The organism is Streptomyces sp. NBC_00988, assembly GCF_045162645.1.
In the GTDB taxonomy this organism is placed as follows: Bacteria; Actinomycetota; Actinomycetes; order Streptomycetales; family Streptomycetaceae; genus Streptomyces.
The window spans coordinates 7802053-7822747 of record NZ_CP108730.1; the positions used below are offsets into that span (position 1 = coordinate 7802053).

General features: G+C 70.8%; 19 protein-coding genes. 6 read left to right on the forward strand and 13 right to left on the reverse strand.

Features of this window, described 5'->3' with window-relative positions:
* Positions 1–235 precede the first annotated feature (235 nt).
* The 5 genes from OG496_RS36055 to OG496_RS36075 all read right to left on the reverse strand — a co-directional run bounded on the left by OG496_RS36055 (position 236) and on the right by OG496_RS36075 (position 6109).
* The gene (locus tag OG496_RS36055; RefSeq protein ID WP_405973868.1) at positions 236–802 is read right to left on the reverse strand and encodes a nucleotide exchange factor GrpE; all 567 of its coding nucleotides are present in this window, start codon (positions 800–802) and stop codon (positions 236–238) included.
* Positions 799–1941, reverse strand: a complete 1143-nt coding sequence (locus OG496_RS36060; RefSeq protein WP_405973869.1) for a tetratricopeptide repeat protein — start codon at positions 1939–1941, stop codon at positions 799–801. Before OG496_RS36060 ends, OG496_RS36055 begins: the two co-directional genes overlap by 4 nt.
* A 30-nt stretch (positions 1942–1971) precedes the next feature.
* Positions 1972–3582, reverse strand: a complete 1611-nt coding sequence (locus OG496_RS36065; RefSeq protein WP_366489598.1) for an Hsp70 family protein — start codon at positions 3580–3582, stop codon at positions 1972–1974.
* Positions 3583–3781: 199 nt separating this feature from the next.
* Complete coding sequence (locus tag OG496_RS36070) at positions 3782–4537, reverse strand: SDR family oxidoreductase (protein WP_405973870.1); 756 nt, start codon at positions 4535–4537, stop codon at positions 3782–3784.
* A 48-nt stretch (positions 4538–4585) separates the two neighbouring features.
* Entirely contained in the window at positions 4586–6109 is a 1524-nt protein-coding gene (locus tag OG496_RS36075; protein ID WP_405973871.1) for an FAD-dependent monooxygenase, read from the reverse strand.
* A 58-nt stretch (positions 6110–6167) separates the two neighbouring features.
* Here OG496_RS36075 and OG496_RS36080 point away from each other — a divergent pair, with 58 nt between their 5' ends.
* Entirely contained in the window at positions 6168–6779 is a 612-nt protein-coding gene (locus OG496_RS36080; RefSeq protein ID WP_405973872.1) for a TetR/AcrR family transcriptional regulator C-terminal domain-containing protein, read from the forward strand.
* Positions 6780–7351: 572 nt separating this feature from the next.
* On the opposite strand, the gene OG496_RS36085 is transcribed toward OG496_RS36080, so the two are convergent.
* Entirely contained in the window at positions 7352–7501 is a 150-nt protein-coding gene (locus OG496_RS36085) for a hypothetical protein (RefSeq protein WP_405973873.1), read from the reverse strand.
* A 336-nt stretch (positions 7502–7837) separates the two neighbouring features.
* Here OG496_RS36085 and OG496_RS36090 point away from each other — a divergent pair, with 336 nt between their 5' ends.
* The 3 genes from OG496_RS36090 to OG496_RS36100 all read left to right on the forward strand — a co-directional run bounded on the left by OG496_RS36090 (position 7838) and on the right by OG496_RS36100 (position 10579).
* Entirely contained in the window at positions 7838–8812 is a 975-nt protein-coding gene (locus OG496_RS36090) for a glycoside hydrolase family 11 protein (RefSeq protein WP_405973874.1), read from the forward strand.
* 40 nt (positions 8813–8852) lie between these two features.
* Entirely contained in the window at positions 8853–9554 is a 702-nt protein-coding gene (locus OG496_RS36095) for a polysaccharide deacetylase family protein (RefSeq protein ID WP_405973875.1), read from the forward strand.
* Between the two features lie 233 nt (positions 9555–9787).
* Entirely contained in the window at positions 9788–10579 is a 792-nt protein-coding gene (locus OG496_RS36100; protein ID WP_399386984.1) for a hypothetical protein, read from the forward strand.
* A gap of 13 nt (positions 10580–10592) precedes the next feature.
* On the opposite strand, the gene OG496_RS36105 is transcribed toward OG496_RS36100, so the two are convergent.
* Positions 10593–11984, reverse strand: a complete 1392-nt coding sequence (locus OG496_RS36105; RefSeq protein WP_405973876.1) for an ATP-binding protein — start codon at positions 11982–11984, stop codon at positions 10593–10595.
* 186 nt (positions 11985–12170) lie between these two features.
* The gene (locus OG496_RS36110) at positions 12171–12833 is read right to left on the reverse strand and encodes a response regulator transcription factor (protein WP_405973877.1); all 663 of its coding nucleotides are present in this window, start codon (positions 12831–12833) and stop codon (positions 12171–12173) included.
* Between the two features lie 118 nt (positions 12834–12951).
* On the opposite strand from OG496_RS36110, the gene OG496_RS36115 reads away from it, so the two are divergent.
* Entirely contained in the window at positions 12952–13776 is an 825-nt protein-coding gene (locus tag OG496_RS36115; RefSeq protein WP_405973878.1) for a hypothetical protein, read from the forward strand.
* On the opposite strand, the gene OG496_RS36120 is transcribed toward OG496_RS36115, so the two are convergent.
* The 3 genes from OG496_RS36120 to OG496_RS36130 form a co-directional block, all read right to left on the reverse strand.
* Positions 13757–14386: a hypothetical protein gene (locus OG496_RS36120; RefSeq protein ID WP_405973879.1), complete on the reverse strand. Its 630-nt coding sequence runs from the start codon at positions 14384–14386 to the stop codon at positions 13757–13759. The two genes, OG496_RS36115 and OG496_RS36120, sit on opposite strands and share 20 nt — an antisense overlap.
* Positions 14387–14425: 39 nt before the next feature.
* The gene (locus tag OG496_RS36125; RefSeq protein ID WP_405973880.1) at positions 14426–15862 is read right to left on the reverse strand and encodes an NAD(P)/FAD-dependent oxidoreductase; all 1437 of its coding nucleotides are present in this window, start codon (positions 15860–15862) and stop codon (positions 14426–14428) included.
* Between the two features lie 123 nt (positions 15863–15985).
* A complete protein-coding gene (locus OG496_RS36130; RefSeq protein ID WP_318018619.1) occupies positions 15986–16402 on the reverse strand; it encodes an SsgA family sporulation/cell division regulator in 417 nt (138 codons plus the stop codon).
* A 209-nt stretch (positions 16403–16611) separates the two neighbouring features.
* Here OG496_RS36130 and OG496_RS36135 point away from each other — a divergent pair, with 209 nt between their 5' ends.
* Positions 16612–18111, forward strand: a complete 1500-nt coding sequence (locus OG496_RS36135; RefSeq protein ID WP_405973881.1) for a sigma-70 family RNA polymerase sigma factor — start codon at positions 16612–16614, stop codon at positions 18109–18111.
* Here OG496_RS36135 and OG496_RS36140 read toward each other — a convergent pair.
* Entirely contained in the window at positions 18073–19668 is a 1596-nt protein-coding gene (locus tag OG496_RS36140) for a hypothetical protein (protein ID WP_405973882.1), read from the reverse strand. The genes OG496_RS36135 and OG496_RS36140 overlap by 39 nt on opposite strands.
* 89 nt (positions 19669–19757) lie before the next feature.
* Positions 19758–20666: a LysR family transcriptional regulator gene (locus OG496_RS36145; protein WP_405973883.1), complete on the reverse strand. Its 909-nt coding sequence runs from the start codon at positions 20664–20666 to the stop codon at positions 19758–19760.
* Between the last annotated feature and the right edge of the window lie 29 nt (positions 20667–20695).

The following is a 20695-nucleotide window of genomic DNA, read 5'->3' on the forward strand; positions in this document are numbered from 1 at the left end:
GAGACGACGGCCGAGGGGCTGACTGCGGCCGGTGCCTCCGATGTCGGGGTGCGCTCGCTCGGCGGCCCGCTACTCGATGCCGCGGCCGGAGAACCGGAACAGCGCCGCGTTCCCCGGTCCGGCCGGTGCCAAGTGGCCCCGTGACCGCTGCCTCGACAGCGGTCACGGGGCGTCGCCGTTCAGCGGTGTCGAGGACCGTGAGCAAGAGCGTGGACCGTGCTCGTCCAGCCGACGCTCACCGCTCGGTATAGACCCGCACCTGTTGCGGCCGCACGATGCGCGCGTCCATCCGGTAGCCGTGCCGCACCACTTCGGCGACCTCCCCGCTCTGTTCCGGGGAGAGCGCGGTGAGCGCCCCGACGGCTTCCTGCGTCTCGGGATCGAACGGGCTGCGGGCGACCGGGATGCGGGTCATGCCGTACTTCTCCAGCACGGCCAACAGCTCCGCCGCTACGGAGCCGACGAAGGCATCGTCCTGCGCGGCATGCCGTTCGATCCGGTCGACGAGGAGGACGAGGTCGTAGAGGAGCGGCTGTACGACGCGGCCCTCGGCGGCCTGGTGCGCGTGGTCGAGCTCGGTCAGCAGCCCGTCGAGACTCCGGCGGACCTCCCGGTCGTTGAGCAGCCGGCGGCGGAACTGGTCGCCGAGGGCGGCCAGTTCGTCGCGCATGCCGTCGACCGCGTCGGCCACGACGGCGAACGGGTCGGGCTGCGCCGCCGGGCCGGGCGGCGGCTCGGCCGGCTCCATGAGCTGGGGGACGGGCGGGTCCTCCGGCTGGGGCACGTGCGGTGGAGTGGTCATGAGAAGCTCCTGATCTGCGGCCTTTGGTGCGGGGGCAGGTCGTTGTAGGCGTGCTGCCAGCGCGGTTTGAGTCCCATCACGGCGGGCAGCAGGAAGAGTCCGGCGATGGACAGCACTGTCATCACGGTCGACTGGAATGCCAGGCCGAGCAGACACATGGCCATGATCACGGCCATGCTCTTGTGCCAGCGCCAGGTCTTTTCGAGTGCCGTGCCCGCCTCCGCCCGGTAGCCGTTCAGGCGGTTGACGAGCCCGGGGTCCGAGACGCCGACGGCCAGCGCCTGGTCCACGCAGTGCGTGACCATCGGGACGCTGCCCTCCGAGGCGATGACGTACCGCTGCCTGACCGGGTGCCAGACCATGGCGCCCTCGGCGCGCAGCGACCAGATGCGGCCGATCTGGTCGCGGACGGCCGGGCTGCCGGACCGCTTCGCCAGGGCCTGCTCGTAGTTGCTCAGCGCCTCGTCGTAACGCTTCGCCTGGTAAAGGCTGTTGGCGGCGGTGACCCGCACGTCCGTGTCGTCGGGCGCGAGCCGGGCCGCCTCCAGATGCCAGTTGGCGGCGGTGGTGGTGTCGCCGCGCGCCTCGTGCACCCGGGCGATCAGGGTGTGGGTGAGCGCGTCGTGGGGGTACAGCGCGAGGGCCCGCTGGAACTCCTGCAGCGCGTCGTTCCACAGACCCTGGTCGGCGTGGACGGCACCGAGCAGGCGCCAGGCGTCGCCGTTCCCGTCGTCGTGGTGCACGGCCTGCCGCAGCTCGTACAGCGCGCCCTCGCTGTTGCCCTGGCTGATCAGACTGCGGGCGTGCCCCACCCAGTCCCGGCCGCCCAGGGTGGGCTGCAGTTGCGGCTGCGTCTGCGGCCCGGGTGTCGGTTCCGGTGTGCGCGGGCGCTGCCGTGCCAGATCCAGTCTTCGGTTGTAGTCCTGGCGCCGGGCGGGGTCGAGCAGTTCCTCCCGCGCCCGGGAGATCAGCTTGACCGTGTCCTCGGCCTCCCGCCGCCTGGTGTCGTTGGGGGCCCGGCTCGCCCGGCCCGACCAGGTGCGGGAAGCCTGGTCGAGCAGCTTGCGCACCTGGTCCTCGGTCGCGGACCGTTCGATGCCGAACTCCGCGTAGTAGTCAGGGATGTCGTCGGTCGTCATCGCTGCCGGCTCCCGATGGAGGGTCGGGACCTAGAGGGTCGGGATGCGGGCGACGCGGTCACCGAGCTCGGCCAGCTCGGCGGCGTTCAGGTTGTCCGGGCGTTCGAGCTCGAACTCGCCGAGCCACTTGCCCGTCGTGACGTCCTTCACCTCTACGTGGATGACGCCGTCGACGTCGTAGGAGTACGACACCTCGAACGGCGCGCCCTTCGGGTACCGCGGGATGTCGATGGTGCCGTCCCCGACCGTCTTCACGTACTCCAGATCCTCGTCGTCCCCCTCCGTCACCTGGACCTTGAGCCGGCTCTGCTGCTCGGAGACGGTGTGGAAGGTGTCGCTCTTCTTGGCCGGTACGGGCGTGTTGTGCGGGATGATCACCGCGTTGTACTCAAGGTCGAGGTTGTCGTCGCGGACCGCGATCATGCCGAGCGACTGCGAGGTGACGTCCCTGATGGACTTCACCTTCCCCTTGGTGAGGCGGGCCAGGCCGTCGCCGGGGGCGGAGTCGACCGTCGCCCCGCTGCCGACGTACTTGCGCTTCTCCTGCGCGTCCTCGGCACGTACTGCGGCGTCCAGCCCGATCAGCGCGGCGCCGAGCGCGACCACCTCGTCCTGGGCGATGCCGCGCTCGGGCTCTCTGCCGGCCAGCCGCTGGATCAGCTCCTGCACCATGGGCATCCGGGTGGAGCCGCCGACCAGCAGCAACCGGTCGATGTCGGCCCAGCCGAGCCCGGCGTCCGCCAGCACGCCCTCGGTGATGATGCGGGTGCGGTCGAGCAGCTCGGCGGTGATCTCCTCGAACTTCTCGCGGGTCACCCGGATCTGCTCGTGACGGCCACCCGCGGAGAGGATCACGACGGACTGCGGGGCGTTCGAGAGGGTCCGCTTGGCGATCTCCGCCTTGTCGCGCAACTCGGCCTGCAGCGCGCTGTCCTCGGTGAGGTCCGGACCGCCCGCGGCCATGAACGCGCCGTTGAGGTGGTTCATCAGCGCGCCGTCCCAGTCGAAGCCGCCGAGGTTGCGGTCCCCGTCGGTGGCGATCACCGTGTAGTCGCCGTCCTCGACCCGCATGACGGTGATGTCGAAGGTGCCGCCGCCCAGGTCGTAGACGAGCACGGTGCCGATCTCCTCGCCGTCGTCCCGGCCGTCCCCGGTGGACTGGTCGAGGCCGTAGGCGAGCGCGGCCGCGGTGGGCTCGTTGACGATGCGCAGCACGTCGAGGCCGGCGAGCCGCCCGGCGTCCTGCGTCGCCTTGCGCCGGGCGTCGTCGAAGTACGCGGGTACGGTGATGACCGCCTGCTCGACGGGCTCGCCGAGCATCATCTCGGCGTCCTCCTTGAGGCGTTTGAGCAGCAGGGCGGAGATCTCCTCGGGCCGGTACGCCGTACCGGACTCCGAGTGGTAGACCGGGTTGGTCTCCCCCATGTAGCGCTTGACGAACTGCACCACGTGGTCGGGAGCCGTGGCCGCGGACCGCTTCGCCTGGGAGCCGACGACGACGGTGTCGCCCTGGAACATCACCACGGACGGGGTGATGTTCTCGCCCTCCCGGTTGCGGACGATGGACGGCCTTCCCGAACGGTCGGCCACCGCCACCGCGCAGTACGTGGTCCCGAGGTCGATACCTACAACACGCGTCACCGCTCATTCCCCCTTATGTGAGCAGAACTGCTGACAATCCCAATTGTGCCTATTCCGTGGCCCGTTGGCTGCTTTTCGGCGAGAACTGTTTGACGGTTTTCGGCCGGTCCGGGTGTCTCACTCCCGCGCACGGGGACGCAAAAGGGCGCGGGGAGCCGAGCAAGCGCCCCCGCGCCCCATGTCCGCTCCCCGACAGCTGTCAGAAGCCCCGCCGTGCCCCGCCGTCCACCGACACCATCACCCCGGTGACATACGAAGCCGCCGGCGACAGCACGAAGGCGCCCACGCGGCCGAACTCCTCCGGCGCCCCGTACCGCCGCAGCGGAATCGCCGACTCGTTGCCGGCCCGCCTGGCGTCCGGGTCGGGGGCCAGACCGTCCAGTTCGCGCATGCGGTCCGTGGCAATGCGGCCCGGGAGGACGCCGACGACGCGGATTCCGCGGGGGCCCAATTCGTCGGCCAGGGACTTCGCGAAGCCGGCCAGGCCGGGGCGCAGGCCGTTGGAGATGGCCATGCCCGGGGCCGGTTCGTGGGTTGTGCCGGAGAGGACGAAGCCGATGACTCCGCCAGGCCCCAGTTCCGCCGCGGCCGCTCGGGCCAGTCGTACCGCGCCCAGGAACACCGACTCGAAGGCCGCCTGCCACTGTTCGTCGGTGGTGGCCGCCACGTCGCCCGCGGGCGGCCCGCCGACGCTGATGAGGATGCCGTCGAAGGTGCCGTACAACTCCCTTGCTGTGGCGATCAGTTGGTGCGGTGCCCGCGGGTCGGAATTGTCCACGGCGACTCCGGCCGCGTTCGGGCCCAGCTCGGCTGCCGCCTCCGCCGCGCGCTTCTCGTCGCGGCCGGTGACGATCACCTTGGCGCCGTCGGCGACCAGTTCGCGGGCGACGGAGTAGCCCAGTCCGCGGGTGCCGCCGGTGACGACGTACACCCTGTTCTTCAGTCCGAGATCCATGAGGCCGGTCCCTTCTAAGAGGTCCAGAGGTCCAGAGGTCTATGAGGTCTAGAGGCCGAGGGTCGTGGTGACGACCGCGTCCACCCGCGCCGCCAGCTTCGTGTCGTCCGCCTCCGTCCACGCCCAGGTGACGTGTCCGTCGGGGCGGATCAGGGCTGCGCGTACGTCCGCCCACGCGGGCCGTGTCCGGTCCGGTGCGCCGGCGTGCACGGTGATCCGCTCCTGGGCGCGGTCGGCCAGCGCGCCCTCCGCCGTCAGGTCGAGCAGGACGTACGAGTCCGCCCGCAGCGCGCCGAACAGGGTGCTGTCAGTACGGGGGAGGGGGAGGTCGGGGGCGCGGGTGCCGGTCACCGGGTGGGCCGTGGGGTCCGGGTCCGGGTAGGCGACGTCGAGGGCGGTCAGGCGGCCGGCCAGCACGTCGCTGAACTCCCGTGATTCGGGGACCATGCGGCTCAGCAGGTCGCGCAGGGCGAGGCCCTCGGGGGTGAAGGCGTGGAACAGGTAGGTCTGCGCGCGGCTGTGCTCCATCAGCTGCTCGCCGACCGGGTGGCGGTCGGTGTGGTAGCTGTCCAGCAGGCCGTCCGAGGCCCAGCCGTCGATCGTCGCGGCCAGCTTCCAGCCGAGGTTGAAGGCGTCCTGGAAACCGACGTTCATGCCGACACCGCCGGTCGGGTAGTGCTGGTGGGCGGCGTCGCCCGCGAGGACGACGCGGCCACGCCGGTAGTGGGAGGCGAGGCGGGTGGCGTTGCCGTAGCGGGAGAGCCAGGACGGGTCGCGCATGCCGAAGTCGTCGCCGGCGATGTCGACGACCTTCTGCCGCAGTTCGTCCATCGTGAGGTCGCCGGGCCATGCGCTGGTCTCGCTGTCGGGGCTGGTGCCCGCGATGCGCCACCGGTTGTCGGGCAGCGGCACGATCATCAGGCCGCCGCGCTCGGTGAAGCGGTTGAAGCCGGGCGCGGGCGGGTTGTCGAAGAGGACGTCACCGAGCCAGCCGAGGTAGCGCGAGTCCGTGCCGGGGAACTCGATGCCGGCCGCCTCGCGCACGGTGCTCCGCGTGCCGTCGCAGCCCGCGACGTACTCCGCCTCGATCTCGTACGGCCCCTCCGGCCCCTCGACCCGGACGGTCACCGAGTCCGCGTGCTCGGTGAAGCCGGTGACGCGATGCCCGCGCCGGATCGTCGCGCCGAGCCCGCGGGCGTACTCCTCGAAGAGCGCCTCGGTGCGGGCCTGGGGGATGAAGAGGGTGTACGGGAACGGGGTGTCCATGACGGAGAAGTCGAGCCGGTTGGACAGGTTGGCGAAGTGCCCGGTGGAGATCTTCAGGCTCTCGTCGAGGAAGCGCTGGTGGATACCGCGGGAGGCCAGCACCTCGACGCCGCGCGGGTGCACGGTGAGCGCCTTGGAGCGGTTGTCGATCTCGGTGCGGAGTTCCAGGACGGTGACGGAGATGCCGTTCAGTCGGAGTTCGGCGGCCAGCCAGAGGCCGACGGGGCCGCCTCCGGAGATGACGACCTGCGCTGTTTCCACCCGCTGTGTCCCTGCCTGCTGTGCTTCCGCCTGCTGTGCACCCATGAGATCACCCATTTCTTGGTCGCTGACCTAGAGTCTTCGGGTGAAGTAAACTAGGTCAGTGACCAACAAGCAACAGAGCGACCGACTGGATCCGGCCACGGTGATCCGCGCAGGGCTCGACCTCCTGGACGAGAAGGGCCTGGACGCGGTGTCCACGCGCGCGGTCGCCGACCGGCTCGGCGTGCGGATCAACACCGTGCAGTGGCATGTGAAGACCAAGGCCCGGATGCTGGAGCTGATGGCGGACGCCGTACTTGGCGAGATCCCGCTCACCGGCCTGCCGGAAGTCCCTGCCGAACGCGCCCGCGAACTGGCCCGCCGGTTCCGCCGCGCCCTGCTGTCCCATCGCGACGGCGCGGCACTCGTGGTCGGCACCTACGCCGCCGAGCCCAAGACCCTGTCCTACGCGGAGGCTCTGGTCGAGGCGCTGCTCGCCTGCGGCCTGGGTGACCGCGAGGCCGCGTGGACCTCATGGGCCGTCGTCTACTTCGCACTCGGGCTCACCCAGGAGGAACAGGCCGTGGATCACCGGCCGTTGGGCGACATCCTGGCGCGCGCGATCTCCCCGGCGACACACCCCGCACTGCATCGCGTGGCCGGGCATCTCGCACCCGGGTCGTTCGAGGAGCGGTACGAGTTCGGGGTGGAGGCGCTGCTCGCCGGGCGCTGAGGAGCCGGATCAGGCGCTTCGGCGGACGGACCTCGGCGCGCTCTCGGCCCCGGCCGGAACCGTACGTGCCTGGTGTTCCACCTGGTGGTGAACCGGTACCCAGCGCACCTGGGTCGTGTCGGGGCGGGGGCAGGAAGGCGCGCGCCTTTTCGAGTACGGCGGTCACCTGGCGGCCGCCGTCGAGGACCAGGTCGGCCAGGTCGCGGAGGGCGTGTCCGGCGTCCGGGTGCGGGGCCAGGTCCTCGGCCAAGTCGCTTGCCCATATGGGGACTTCGACGATCGCGGTGGACGCGCCGATGTTCTCCGAACCGGCCGCCAGGCGTGCGGAGTTGTCCGGCGGGGGCAGGACGTGGACCGCGGGGCTGGGGTTCTCCCAGTACAGGGCGTCGTACGTGCCGTGTTGGAGGGGGATGCCGAGTTCCGCGGCGGATGCGCGGAAGGGTGCGGCCAGTTCGGGGAGGTCTCGGGGCAACTGGACCCAGCTGCCGCCCACATCGGTGCTGTGGAGGGAGCGCAGGGAGGAACGGTCGCAGGGCGTCGATCGTCTCGAACAGCGCCTCGCGCTAAGGGAGTTAGCGCGCGACGATCGGGGCCCACTCCGGTTGCTCCGCGAGTGCGAGTGCGAGTGCGAGTGCGAGTGCGGTCGCGCCGCCCACCGGCTCGGCGGGGTGCGGGTCGGCGACCACGAGGGCGTGCTGCTGCCCGTGTCCCACGGACAGCATCGGGATCGGGCGCCCCGCGCGGGATCTCCCGATCCGGCGCGGTCGGCAGGCTTCGGGAATCGGGCGACCAACTGCCGTGTGGACTCGGTGACATCGGTGACGGTGGGATAGCGGTTCGTATGATCGGGGAATTCTTCGAAACATTCGGTCGAAAACATTCGACGGCCGGATCTTGATTGTCGATGATCCGTGGATGACCTCCCGGCGTGAATCGTTCAATTTGGCTTATGAGCTGGGGAATTCGGCAAAGCCTCACGCGTCGGGACGTGTCGAATCTTTCGTATTCGATACCGAAACTATTGACAGTTGACAGGGGCAGGCCAACACTGACGCGCCATGGACAACACACCCGCACGCACGACGAACCGCTTCAGGCTGTTGGTCAGCGGTGTCTGCACCCTGCTGCTGGCACTCCTGGCGGCGATGACCCTGCCCGGCACCGCCAGTGCCGACACGGTCGTCACCACGAACCAGACCGGCACCAACAACGGCTACTACTACTCGTTCTGGACCGACTCGCAGGGGTCCGTGTCCATGAACCTCGGCTCCGGCGGCAACTACAGCACCACGTGGAGCAACACCGGCAACTTCGTCGCAGGCAAGGGCTGGAGCACCGGCGGCCGCCGGAGCGTGACCTACTCGGGGACCTTCAACCCGTCAGGCAACGGCTATCTGTCGCTGTACGGCTGGACGTCGAACCCGCTCGTCGAGTACTACATCGTCGACAACTGGGGCACCTACCGGCCCACGGGCACGTACATGGGCACCGTCACCAGTGACGGCGGCACGTACGACATCTACAAGACCACGCGCTACAACGCCCCTTCGGTGGAGGGCACGAAGACCTTCGACCAGTACTGGAGCGTCCGGCAGACGAAGCGCACCGGCGGCACCATCACCACCGGCAACCACTTCGACGCCTGGGCCCGCGCCGGGATGCCGCTCGGCAGCTTCAGCTACTACATGATCCTCGCGACCGAGGGCTACCAGAGCAGCGGGAACTCCAACATCACGCTGGGCGGGACAAGTTCGGGCGGCGGCACCAGTGGATGTACCGCGACTCTGTCGGCCGGCCAGCAGTGGAGCGACCGGTACAACCTCAACGTCTCGGTGACCGGTTCCAGCAATTGGACCGTGACGATGAACGTCCCGTCGCCCGCGAAGGTCCTCTCCACCTGGAACACCGCGGCCACGTACCCCAGTTCACAGGTGCTGACCGCCAAACCCAACGGCACCGGCAACAGTTGGGGCGCCACCATCCAGCCCAACGGCAACTGGACCTGGCCCACGGTCTCCTGCACGGCGAGCTGACCGCCCCCCACCAACTCCCAAGGCTGGAGGACCACTTCACATGAAATCCGCACCGCACTTCTCGTTACGTTCCCTACGACCCCTGGTCGCCGGGCCGGCCGTCGTCGCCCTGGCCGCCGCGGGCACCCTCGCCGTCGGCTTGAACACCCCTGCTCAGGCCGCCACCTGCGGCGGGTACGTCGGGCTCACCTTCGACGACGGCCCGTCCGGCAACACGCCCGCCCTGCTCAACGCCCTGAAGCAGAACGGTCTCCGGGCCACGACGTTCAACGAGGGCCAGTACGCGGCCGCGTACCCGGCACAGGTCAGGGCGGAGGTCGCCGCCGGTATGTGGGTCGGCAACCACAGCTACACCCACCCGCACCTGACGCAGCAGACCCAGGCGACGGTCGACTCGGAGATCTCCCGGACCCAGCAGGCCGTCGCGGCCGCGGGCGGCGGTACCCCCAGGCTCTTCCGCCCGCCGTACGGCGAGACCAACGCGACGGTGAAGGCCGTAGAGGCCAAGTACGGTCTGAAAGAGATCATTTGGGACGTCGACTCCCAGGACTGGAACGGCGCGAGCACCGACGCGATCGTCCAGGCGGCCGCCCGGCTCACCAACGGCCAGATCATCCTCATGCACGACTGGCCCGCCAACACGGTCGCGGCGATCCCGCGGATCGCGCAGGGGCTGGCCGCCCGCAATCTGTGCGCCGGGATGATCTCGCCGCAGACCGGCCGCGCCGTCGCGCCTGGATAGGGTCCGCGGCGGCGTCGGTGAGTTCCGTCAGGAACACCGTCCACGCGGCGCGGCGGCCGTCGCTGTCGCGCCGCGTGTACCACCCGACACGCGCCCCTGACCAGCGCGTTGGCCGCCGCTTTCAGGTTGTGTTCAGGCTCGGACGGGCCTCGGGCAACTCATGCACAGGAAGCCCCAAAGCTCTGGCAAAGGGGTCTGGGGCAACCCTCGGACAGCGTGTCATGGTGCCTGCCATGACGACTGATCACCTCACTCACGACCGGCCCTCGCGCCGCATCCGGCACGCGGCGAGCAAGGTGCCGGAGGTGACCGTCTACTTCTGGATCATCAAGGTGCTGACGACGGGCATGGGGGAGACGGCCTCCGACTTCCTGGCCCACGCGTTCGGCCCGATCCCCGCCGTCGGCCTCGGCGGCATCGCCCTGGTGGCCGCCCTGGCGGTGCAGTTCGCCGTGCGGCGGTACGTGGCCTGGGTCTACTGGACGGCGATCGTCATGGTCAGCGTGTTCGGCACGATGGCCGCCGACGTCCTGCACGTCGGCCTCGGCGTGCCGTACGCGCTCTCCACACCGTTCTTCATGGTCGTCCTGGCCGCCGTCTTCGTCCTCTGGTACCGCGGCGAGGGCACCCTGTCGATCCACAGCATCCACACCCGGCGCCGCGAGGCCTTCTACTGGGCCGCCGTGCTCGCCACCTTCGCGCTGGGCACCGCCTGCGGGGACCTCACCGCCACGATCGGCCTCGGCTACCTGGGCTCCGCCGTCCTGTACGGCGCCGCGATCACGGTTCCGGCACTCGCGCACCGCTGGGGCAAGCTGAACGCGGTGGCCGCGTTCTGGGCGGCGTACGTCCTCACCCGCCCGCTCGGTGCGTCGGTCGCCGACTGGATGGCCGTCAGCCACCAACGGGGCGGTCTCGCCTGGGGACTCGGTCCGGTCACCCTGTCCTGGACGGTGGCCATCCTCGGCTTCGTCGGCTACCTCGCCGTCTCCCGCAAGGACGTCGGGCACGACGCCGTGGCGTGAGCGCGGGGCACGGTCATCCGACGGGCAGTTCGACCACGAACCGCGCGCCGGGGGCGTGCCCGGCGTCGTACGTCACCTCACCGCCGGCGGAACGGGCCAGGCGGCGCGCCAGCGGCAGCCCGAGGCCCGCACCGCCGTGGCCGTCGCCGGGATCCGCGCGACGGCCGGGCTCGAAGAGCTGTCCGGCGAACGGGGGCGGTACGCCGGGGCCGTCGTCCACGATGTCGACGCGTACGCCGTCCGATGCGCCGTCGGGCGCGCGGTACGCGCGGACGGTGACGACGGATGCGGCGTAGCGGCAGGCGTTGCCGAGGAGCGGGCTGACGATGCGTTCGAGGAGGGCGGGCGGTACTCCGGCCACGAGGTGCGGTCCGGCCACCGTGATCGTCAAGTGCCCTGGTGCGTACGGTACTTCGGCCAGGCCGCGCAGTACGGGCAGGACCTCGGCCGTGCCCGGCGCGGTGAGGGTGCCGTCGCGGGCGTCGTCCAGGAGGGTGTCGCAGATGGTGCGCATCGACTCGGCGGCATCCGCGATGACCTGGTGGGTGGCACGGGTCTGGTCGGCCGTGCGGGGGCGGGCCCGCCACCAGTCGAGCTCGGCGATGATCCGGCTCAGCGGTGTGCGCAGCTCGTGCGAGAGCTCGCCGGTGAGCTGCCGTTCGTGGCGCAGAAGAGTGCGGATACGGTCCAGCAGGGCGTCCAACGACCCGCCGAGACGGGCGAGTTCGGCCGGATGCCGCATGCTGTCGAACCGTTCCTCGGAGGCGGTCGCGCTCCACTGGGTGGCCTGGTCGGTCATCGTGCGGACGGGGCGCAGCGCGCGGCCGACGGCCAGCCGGGTCAGGGCGTAGGTGCAGGCGAGCATGACGACGTCCAGCGCGAGCGATCCCAGGAGCAGGGTGTCGGCCGAACTCCGGTAGGGGGAGAGGTCCAGCGCGGTGACCACCGTGGCCCGGCCGCCCGCTCCGGGTACCGGGTGGGAACACAGACGGAGCGGGCGACGGACCGTGGTCGTCACGCACCGCTGTCCGCCCCGCGCGGCGAGCGCGTCGGCGACACGGGTCAACGGGCCTGCGGCCGGCGGCTGTTCGAGCAGGTGCCGGCCGGAGTAGATCCACACGTTGGCGTCGAGGAGGTCGTCGTGGGACGTCTCCAGCACCCGTACCGTCGCGCCGCTGGTGTCGACGGTCGTCGCGACGGCGGCGGCACGGGTACGCAGCTCGTCGTCCGCCTGATGCCGTAGCCGGTGCCCGGCAACGGAGTTGAACGCCACGGTGAGCACCAGCATCAGCAACGCGGCCGTGAACAACGCCACGAGGGAGAGCCGGCCGCGGAGGGTGCGGGGCGGGAGGTGGCGGAGGGCGGCGGTGAGGGTGGGCTGCGGTCGGTGTCGGGGGGTGCTCATGACGGGTGGCTGCCGATCGTGAGGGGCGTGCGGGGCGGCAGGTGGCGGAGGGCGGCGCTCATGGGGCCCGCAGCCTGTGCCGGGCCTCGCTCATGACGGCGGCGCCGATCCCGCGGCGCGCCACGCGGGAAACCAGCCGATCCCGGACGGCGTTCCCCGGAGCCCGGAGCCCGTGACGACCCCCGTTCATGACAGCCGGTGTCCGACCCCGCGGGCCGTGCCGATTGTTCGGGTGCTGCCTGTCTCGCGGAGTTTGCGGCGTAGGCGGGTCAGGTACTGGTCGAGGGTGTTGTCGTGGACCCGGGCGCCTTCGGGCCAGCCCGCGCGGACCAGTTCGCGGCGGCTGACGATGCCGCCGGAGGCCGCCATGAGCGCGGCCAGGAGCCGGAACTCGGTCGGTGTCAGGTCGACCCGGGTGTCCCGCATGTCGACGGTGTGCCGGACGGCGTCAAGCACCAGGTCTCCCGCCGTGGCGGCGGGCGCCGGCGTCGCCCGTTTGAGGGCCGCCCGCAGGCGGGCGGCGAGTTCGGCGAGGTGGAACGGCTTGGGCAGGTAGTCGTCGCCCCCGGCCGAGAACGCGGACAGCCGGTCGGGCAGCCGGTGATGCGCGCTGAGGAAGATGACCGGCGAGAGGAACCCGTTCGCCCGCATCGCCTGGCACACGTCCCGCCCGTCGGCGTCGGGCAGCCCGATGTCGAGCACGGCGGCGGAGACATCGGCGGTGGCCAGGCGCAGGGCGGTGGCGCCGTCCGGCGCGGGGACGGTGTCGTAGTCCTCGTCGCGCAGTCCGCGCATCAGCACGTCCCGCAGGGCGTGATCGTCCTCGACGACCAGGATCGTCCGGCGCATGGTCCTCCCTGACTACAATCCTGTAGACGGTCTACGGAACTGTAGACGATGTCGGGGCGGGAGCGCGCCGCACGGCGGTCAGGATGCGTTCAGGTGTCCGATGGCACGGTCGGGCCGCATGACATACGAGACATCCGAGACCTCTACGACCGGCACGACCGGCGTCGCGCATCCGCCGCGCTGGAACAAGGTGCCCGAGGTCACCGCCTACTTCTGGATCATCAAGGTGCTGTGCACGACCGTCGGCGAGACCGCGGCCGATCTGCTGAACGAGAAGGCCGGCCTGGGCCTGACCGGTGTGTCGGTGCTGATGAGCGGGCTGCTGGCGGTGGTGCTGGTGGTCCAGTTCCGTACGACCGCCTACCGCGCCGGCGTCTACTGGCTCGCCGTGGCGCTGATCAGCGTCGTGGGGACGCTCATCAGCGACAACCTGACCGACAACATGGGCGTGCCGCTGGAGACGAGCACCGCGGTGTTCGCCGTCGCCCTCGTGGTCGTCTTCGTGGTCTGGTACCGGCGCGAGGGGACGCTGTCCATCCACAGCATCGACACCACCGGCCGCGAGGCCTACTACTGGCTCGCCGTGCTGTTCACCTTCGCCCTGGGCACCGCCGCTGGTGACCTGGTCTCCGAGCGCATGAACCTCGGCTACTGGCTGTCCGCGGTCCTGTTCGCCCTGGCCATCGGGGCGGTCGCGGTCGCCCACTTCGCCCTCGGCCTGGACGCGGTGCGCAGCTTCTGGATCGCCTACGTCCTCACCCGCCCGCTGGGTGCCTCGATCGGCGACTACCTCTCCCAGCCGACCGGCGACGGCGGCCTCGGCTTCGGCACGGTCGTCACGAGCGCGCTGTTCCTGGCGGTCATCCTGGGCCTGGTGGTGTACCTCGCGGTGACCCGCAGGGACGTCATCGACCGTGGGGGTGTCACGCGACGGACGGCCTGAGCGCCGCCGCGACCGCCGGGGTCACGGGGTGCCCGGCGAGCACATGGCGGACGGCGTCGAGGGGGACGGAGCGCTCGTAGTAGTCCTCGAAGTGGGCCTGGACGGTCTCCGGGGAACGGTCGGTGAGGAGGCGGAAGAGGAAGCCGGAGCCGTCCGGGCTCTCGTGACCCGCGGGGAAGTCGATGGCCGAGCCGGTGCGCCACGCGGTGTCACCGGTCTCGCGCCACAGGCAGGCGGTGACGCGAGTGAAGTCGAGGCCTTCGTCGCGGAAGGCGGGGTCGTCCAGCAACGGACGTAGCGCGGCGGGCACTTCGTCGACGACACCGGGCCAGACCTCCTCGTCGTCCGTCCCGTACGGGCTCATCGCCGACTCGTGGTCGAAGCCGCGGACGAGCACGCCGGCCGGGGCGAAGAGGACGGAGAAGTCGTCCCCCGAGCCGTTGTCCATCAGGGCCGCCTCCTCGCCCGGGCCCCAGTCGGCGTCGAAGGCGTACACGCAGAACTGCGGATCGTCGCCGATCGTCGAGTCCAGGACCGCCAACGCCCGCAGGTGGACGCGGAGTTCGGCGGGATCGGGGAGGAGGGCGGCGGCCTCGTACACGGTGCTCATGACCTCATGGAAGCAGCCGCCACTGACAATCCCGGTGCGCTACTCGGTGATCCCGGGCAACGAGATACCGGCCTCTGCCAGCAACTCCCGTTCCCGAACCGTGAACGTCGGCCCGTCGAGCTGCGGCCGCAGCGGCCCAATTGCCGCCGCCGCAAGCACACTTGGCCGGAGCAGCGCCGTGCCCGGGGACTGGAGGGTCAGGACTTCCGTCATCGCGGTGGCCACGCGATACGAGCCCGTGGCCGTATAGGAGAGTCGGCTGACGTAGCGCTGGAGGAGACGGTCGGCCGCGCCCGCGCTCTTGCCCTTCGTCGTCTCGTAGTGGATGTCCTGGCCCACGGCGAGACTCCAGGCGAGTTCGACAGGCCTCGCGATGGCCCGTTGCGCCTTGCGGGAGAGGCCGTCGGTGAGGCCGTGGGACGCCAGTCGGGTGCGGAGGGCCACGGCGCCGAGGGCCGCCACCGACATGCCGTGGCCGTAGATCGGGTTGAACGCGGCGACCGAGTCGCCCAGGGCGACCAGGCCTTCGGGCCAGGACTTCAGACGCTCGTAGTAGTAGCGGCGGTTGACCGTACTGTGGGTCAGGGCCACGTCGGTGAGCGGTTCGGCGTGGGACAGGAGGTCGGCGACGATCGGGTGGCGGAGGGTGCGCGCGTACGGCTCGAACTCGGCCGCCTCGCGGGTGGGTTGGGCGCCCGGGGTGCCGATCAGGCTGACGTGCCAGCGGCCGTCCTCGATGGGGACGATGCCGCCCGTCCGGCCGGGTTCGCCCCGTCGCGGATCGGCCTGGACGTTGATCACGGGCCAGTTGCGGGTGGAGACCGGGGCGCGGTAGATACGGCTGGCGTACGCGATGCCGGAGTCGATGCGGTCCTCGGCGGGGCCCGGGATGCCCAACTCGCCCAGCCACCGCGGAGTTCGGGACGCCCTCCCGGACGCGTCGACGACCAGGTCCGCGGTCAGGTCGGTCTCGGTGCCGTCCGCCGCGCGCAGCCGTACACCGGTGACGCGGCGCGAACTCCCCAGCAGGGCCGTGACGTTGGTGTGCGGGCGCACGCTGACGCGCGGGTCCTTCAGCACCTGTCTGCGGACGACGGAATCCGTGAGGTCGCGGCTCGCGGTGATCAGGTAGTGGCTGTCCCGTTCCCAGCGGCGGTACCAGCCCTCGGGCGAGTGGATCAGCATGTTCGTCGTCATGGGCACCCGGTTGGCGCCCGCGGACAGCAACTCCTTGACCGTGCCCGGCACCAGGTCCTCGATCGCGTTGGCCCCACCGGACAACAGGACGTGGAAATGGGCGGCTTGGGGAACGCCCGGACGTGACTTCGGCCCCTCGGGCAGATCGTGCGCCTCGATGATCTCGACGGTGTCGACGAAGTCCTTGACCGCGGCGGCGGCGAGCATGCCGGCGAGGCTGCCTCCGACGACGACGGCACGGGTGGACAACCGGGGCGTCCAGGGCGGCGATTCGCTCATGGGGGCTGCTTTCTCCAGACGGGCACCGTTCGTGCGTGGCAGGGGGTACCGGCGAACCGGATCACATCGAGAGGCCTCGCAGAATATGCCAATCGCAAGGGGACCGAAACGGGGCCGCCGCCCTCACGCGCCGTCGAGCAGCGAGGCGAGGCCCCGGTCGAGGGACGGTTCCAGGGCCTCCCGGCCCGGCTCGGTCACCCGGTACGTGCGGCGCAGGAAGTGGTGCAGCGCGACCGTGTCGAAGCGGATCATCGCGATGCCCTCCGGCGAGTGGAACTCAACAGCCGTGTGGGCGGGGCCGTATGGCCGGATGTGCACGTTGCCCATCCCGGCCGGAGTGGCGAGACCCTCCTCCAGGAGCGCCCGCGCGAAGGTCCACGTCACCTTCTTGCCGTCGAGCGATATCCAGGCGGGGAACAGGAGTTGGACGGCGAAGGGGTCGCCCGAGGAGTAGCGAAGGGTGACCGTGACGGCCAGCTCCTGGTCGTCGTCGGCGATCAGGCGGGCGCTGGTGGGCTGTTCCAGGGTGACGTGGCGCATGGACGGTCTCCGATTCGGGTGGGACGGCGGCCGGTTGTGCCGACTCACCCTCCTTGAGCGCGCGGAGGGGCGCTTGATTACGCCGTGACGGAAGAAGGTTGATGTGATCTGGGTCACCTTCTGTTGTCGCTGCAACTTTAGTTGAAAGTTTCGGCATCTAGGCTTACAAATCCTTCCCCGCCCCCCTTGGCAACTGGAGCGTTGCTGCCATGAACGACGGTCCCGCCGCCGCATACGCCCGGATCTACGAGGAGCAGCAGCCGCGCCTCGTCGCCTACGCCCGCTCGCTCACCCGGAACGCCTGGGTCGCCGAAGACCTCGTCGCCGAGGCGCACTTCAGGGTGTGGCGCAGGCTGTCCGCCGGGCATGAGATCGACAACGTACCGGCGTACCTCATGACGACCGTGAAGCACCTCGCCACGGCCGCGGGGAGCGCCGCACGCGAGACACCGCGCGATCCGCAGGCCGACGAGCGGGCGGACGTGAGCCACGCGCACGTCCACGGGGGAGACCCGGCCGAGCAGGTGTCCTCAACCGACCTGCTGGTGCGGGTACTTGAGCAACTGCCCGAGCGCTGGGTGAAGGCACTGTGGCTGGCCGAGGCGGAGGGCCTGCCGCTGGCCGCGATCGGCCCCCAGCTCGGCACCAAGCAGGGCGCGACGGCCGTACTGCTGCACCGTGCGCGCGAGGGCATGCGGCAGGCGTTCCTGCGCGAGCAGACCGGTGCCCCGGACGATCCCGCGTGCCAGGTCCACTGGGCCCGGATGCCCGCGTACGTCCGCGGCGGCGCCACCGAGCGGCAGTCCGAACGCCTCCTCGGCCACGTCGACGCGTGCGACGACTGCCGCGCCCGCCTCGCGGCCCTGATGCGCGCCAACGACCGCCTGCCCGCACTCGTCGCACCGGCCCTGCTCGTGTTCGTCCTCGGCGGCGCGGGCAAGTTCCTGCTCGCCGCGTTCGGCGCGGGCTCCGCGGGAGCGGCCACGGCCGCGGGCGGTCATGGTGCCGGACTGCTGCACGGCATGCGCCATGCGGCAGCCGGCGCCTCCAAGACACAGATGGCGGCCGCCGTCGGTACGGCCGTGGCGGGCGCCGTCGCGGTCTGCGTCCTCCTCGGCGGCACCGACGCCTCCGAAGTCCCGGTCGCGAAGGGCCCGGTGGCCGAAGTCCCGGTCTCCCAGGCGCCGGTGGCGTCCGAGCCACGGACGGGGAAGCCCCCGAAGGTGCCGGGTGACCGCAGTGGTTCTACGGCACCTGCGGCGGACGGGTCGATAAGTGCCGTGCCTCCGGCCGTACTTGGCGTCACTGGGGGCGGGGTGGGCGTGACACCGGTGGGGGGTGGTGGGGCAACTCCGGTTTCCCCGACGCCTGTTGAGCCGCCGCCGGTGACCACTGAGCCGTCTCCGACCCCGCCTCCCACTCCACCGGTGACCACGAAGCCGGAGCCGACACCAACGGACCCGACGCCGACGGCACCGGCTCCCACGCCTCCGAAGAGCGAGGACCCGACGCCGGAGCCGAGCACTCCCGTGGAGGCGACTCCGGATCCCGTCACCCCTCCGGAGCCCACGACCCCGTCCGAGCCCTCGACGTCACCGACGCCCGAACCGTCCGACCCGGCCGGAGACCAACCCTGTTCGGACGGAGCCGGAGCCGACGGCAGGGGCGGATCAGCCGATGGCGTAGGCGCGGTAGACGGTCTCCACTGACGTGCCGCCGGTGGAGTCGGTCACCTGGGAGCGCAGGGCGACCGCGCCGGAGGCCGGGTTGTGCACGGCGGCCTTCCAGGAGGACCCGGAGCGGGTGACCGTCACGGCCTTCCAGGTCTTGCCGCCGTCCGAAGACGCCCAGACCTTCAGGGACTTGACCGTCGACTTGGTGAACTTGACGTCCGGGTCCTGAGACCCGCGGCCCGCACTGACGGTGACCGAGGTGGTGCTGCTCGCCGTCGCCCGGTTGCGGCTGTCGAGGCCGGCGGGCAGGAAGCGGGTCATGAAGACGGGGGCGACCACCGACTTGGCGGGGTCGGCCTTGAAGCGCCAGTCCAGGGTGACGCGCGAGGACAGCATGCCGGACGGGAAGGTGATGCCCGGGTGGTAGCGGTGGGCGTCCACGGTCAGCCGGTACGTGCCCGCCGAGTGGATACGGGCGGCGAAGGTGTCACTGGACGAGGAGCCCCAGTTGGTCAGGGTCTGCTTCTTGACGGTGGTGCTCCCCTTGGACAGGACCACCGTCTCCTTCGTCGGGTCGGCGCCCCAGACGCCCACGTCGGGGTCGCCGATCAGCGCGTCCGGGATGAAGTTCACGGACTTCTGCCAGACCATCGGCAGATAGTGCATCGGGCTCCACACGGCCCGCCCGAACGACTGGGTGAAGCTCTGCCCCGCCTTCAGTGTCCTGGTCGCCGGGAAACCGCCGCCGACGGCATCGCCGTTGTTCGCGAGCACGTCGTCGCGCGGCTGCCAGGTTCCGGGCGTCACATGGACCGCGGTGCTGAACGGCGCGCTGTCGTCGGTGACGTTGGCGTACAGGTCGGTCGTGCAGTCGTCGACCTTGGGCGCGGCCTGGAGGGCGGTGTCGTTCTGGGTGCCCATCTGCGTTCCGGCGCGCACCGAGAAGCGCAGCGTCGCCAGCTGCGACCGCTTGAACGAACCGCCGGGCGCGGACGGGATACCGGTCGTCTTCTTGACCGCGACATAGCTGTCGTTGCCCGACCACTGCGCCATGTACCCGAACTGGAGCAGCTTGGAGGAGTTGGGGATCGCGTAGAGCGATCCCGCGTCGTTCCAGCCGCCCGAGCTGAACGCGGAGGGCATGTCCATGGTGGCGGCGCACACCCGCGCGCTGATCCGGGCCGGCTCCGTCACATCGGCCGGGGTGTCCAGCGACACCTTCACGGCCTTGCCCTTACGGGCGTCCAGTGTCACGGACTTGGCCCCCGACACCGTGACCACCTGCGCGCCGATCGTGTCGGTGCCCAGACCGTCGGTGGCGCTCTCGTAGATGTCGGTCATCGCGAGGTACTTGCCCGCCGGCAGGCTGAGCCGCTTGCCCGACTTGACGGTACGTGTCTCACCCGACGACGCGTTGACGACGGTGATCGTCGTCGCCACCTTGGCGCCGTGCCGCCCCAACGTCGTGACGGTCAGCGAGCCCGACGCCGCCTGCGCCGAAGCTGCTGGAACGAGCAACGGCCCCGCGAGCGCGGCCACACCGACGAACGCGAGCGATGCGAGTGGTGTGCGTCTTGTCCGTCGTACGGACATGCTTCCCCCTGTGGACATGGTTCCCCTCCGAACCCCGAACCCCGGCCCCCGAAAACGGCTCATCGTAACCGTGTCGCAGACACGTTCGATCAGCGCCCCGCCCCCAGGTGGCACGCCTCCGCGTACGCCCTCACCAGCGGCCGTCCGCCGTCCTCCCGCCGCCAGGCCAGGGCATAGCGGCTCGGCGAAATCCCGTGCACCGGGCGGGTGACGACACCGCCGAGAGTGATCAGGTGGGCGTTGCCCGTGGCCACCAGGCAGACGCCGAGACCGGCGACCAGCGCCTCGTACGTCTCCTCCGTGCTCGCGATCTCCGCGCCGATGCGCGGTAGTTGGCCGCCGCGTTCGTCGAGGGCGAGCCAATGGTCGCGCAGGGGACCCGCGTCGGGCGGCAGGGCGAGGAACGGCTCGTCGACGAGGTCCGCGAAGTCGACCTCGGCGCGAGCGGCCAGCGGGTGGGTGTCCGGGAGCGCGACCAGGCGGGGTTCCTCCGCCACGACCGTCCAGTCGTAGCGCTCCGCGTCGGGCAGCGGCAGCCAGACGAAGGCGACATCTGCGTCGCCGTCCGCGAGGCCGGCCGTCGGATCGTCCCAACTCACCTGCCGCAGCCGTACGTTCGCCTCCGGACGCGCGGCCGTGAAGCGGGAGCGGATCGCGGGCAGCAGGCCGCCCCGGCCGGGGCTGGTGCTCATGCCGACCACCAGGGTGCTGCGCTCGGCCGCGCTCACCTCCGCCAGCGCGGACGCGCCCTCCGCCCAGACCGCCAACACCCGCTCGGCGTACGGCAGTAGAGCCGCACCGGCGGCCGTGAGTGCCACGCCCTGCCGGTCACGCCGGAACAGTTCGGCGCCCAACTGCCGTTCCAGCGCCCGGATCTGCTTGCTCAGGGCGGGCTGCGAGACGTACAGCTTCTCGGCCGCGCGCGTGAAGTGGAGCTCCTCGGCGACCGCGACGAAGTAGCGCAGGTCCCGTACGTGGACGTCCGTCGTCATAGCCATTGGTTATCAGCGTAGGTCTTGGACGGGTG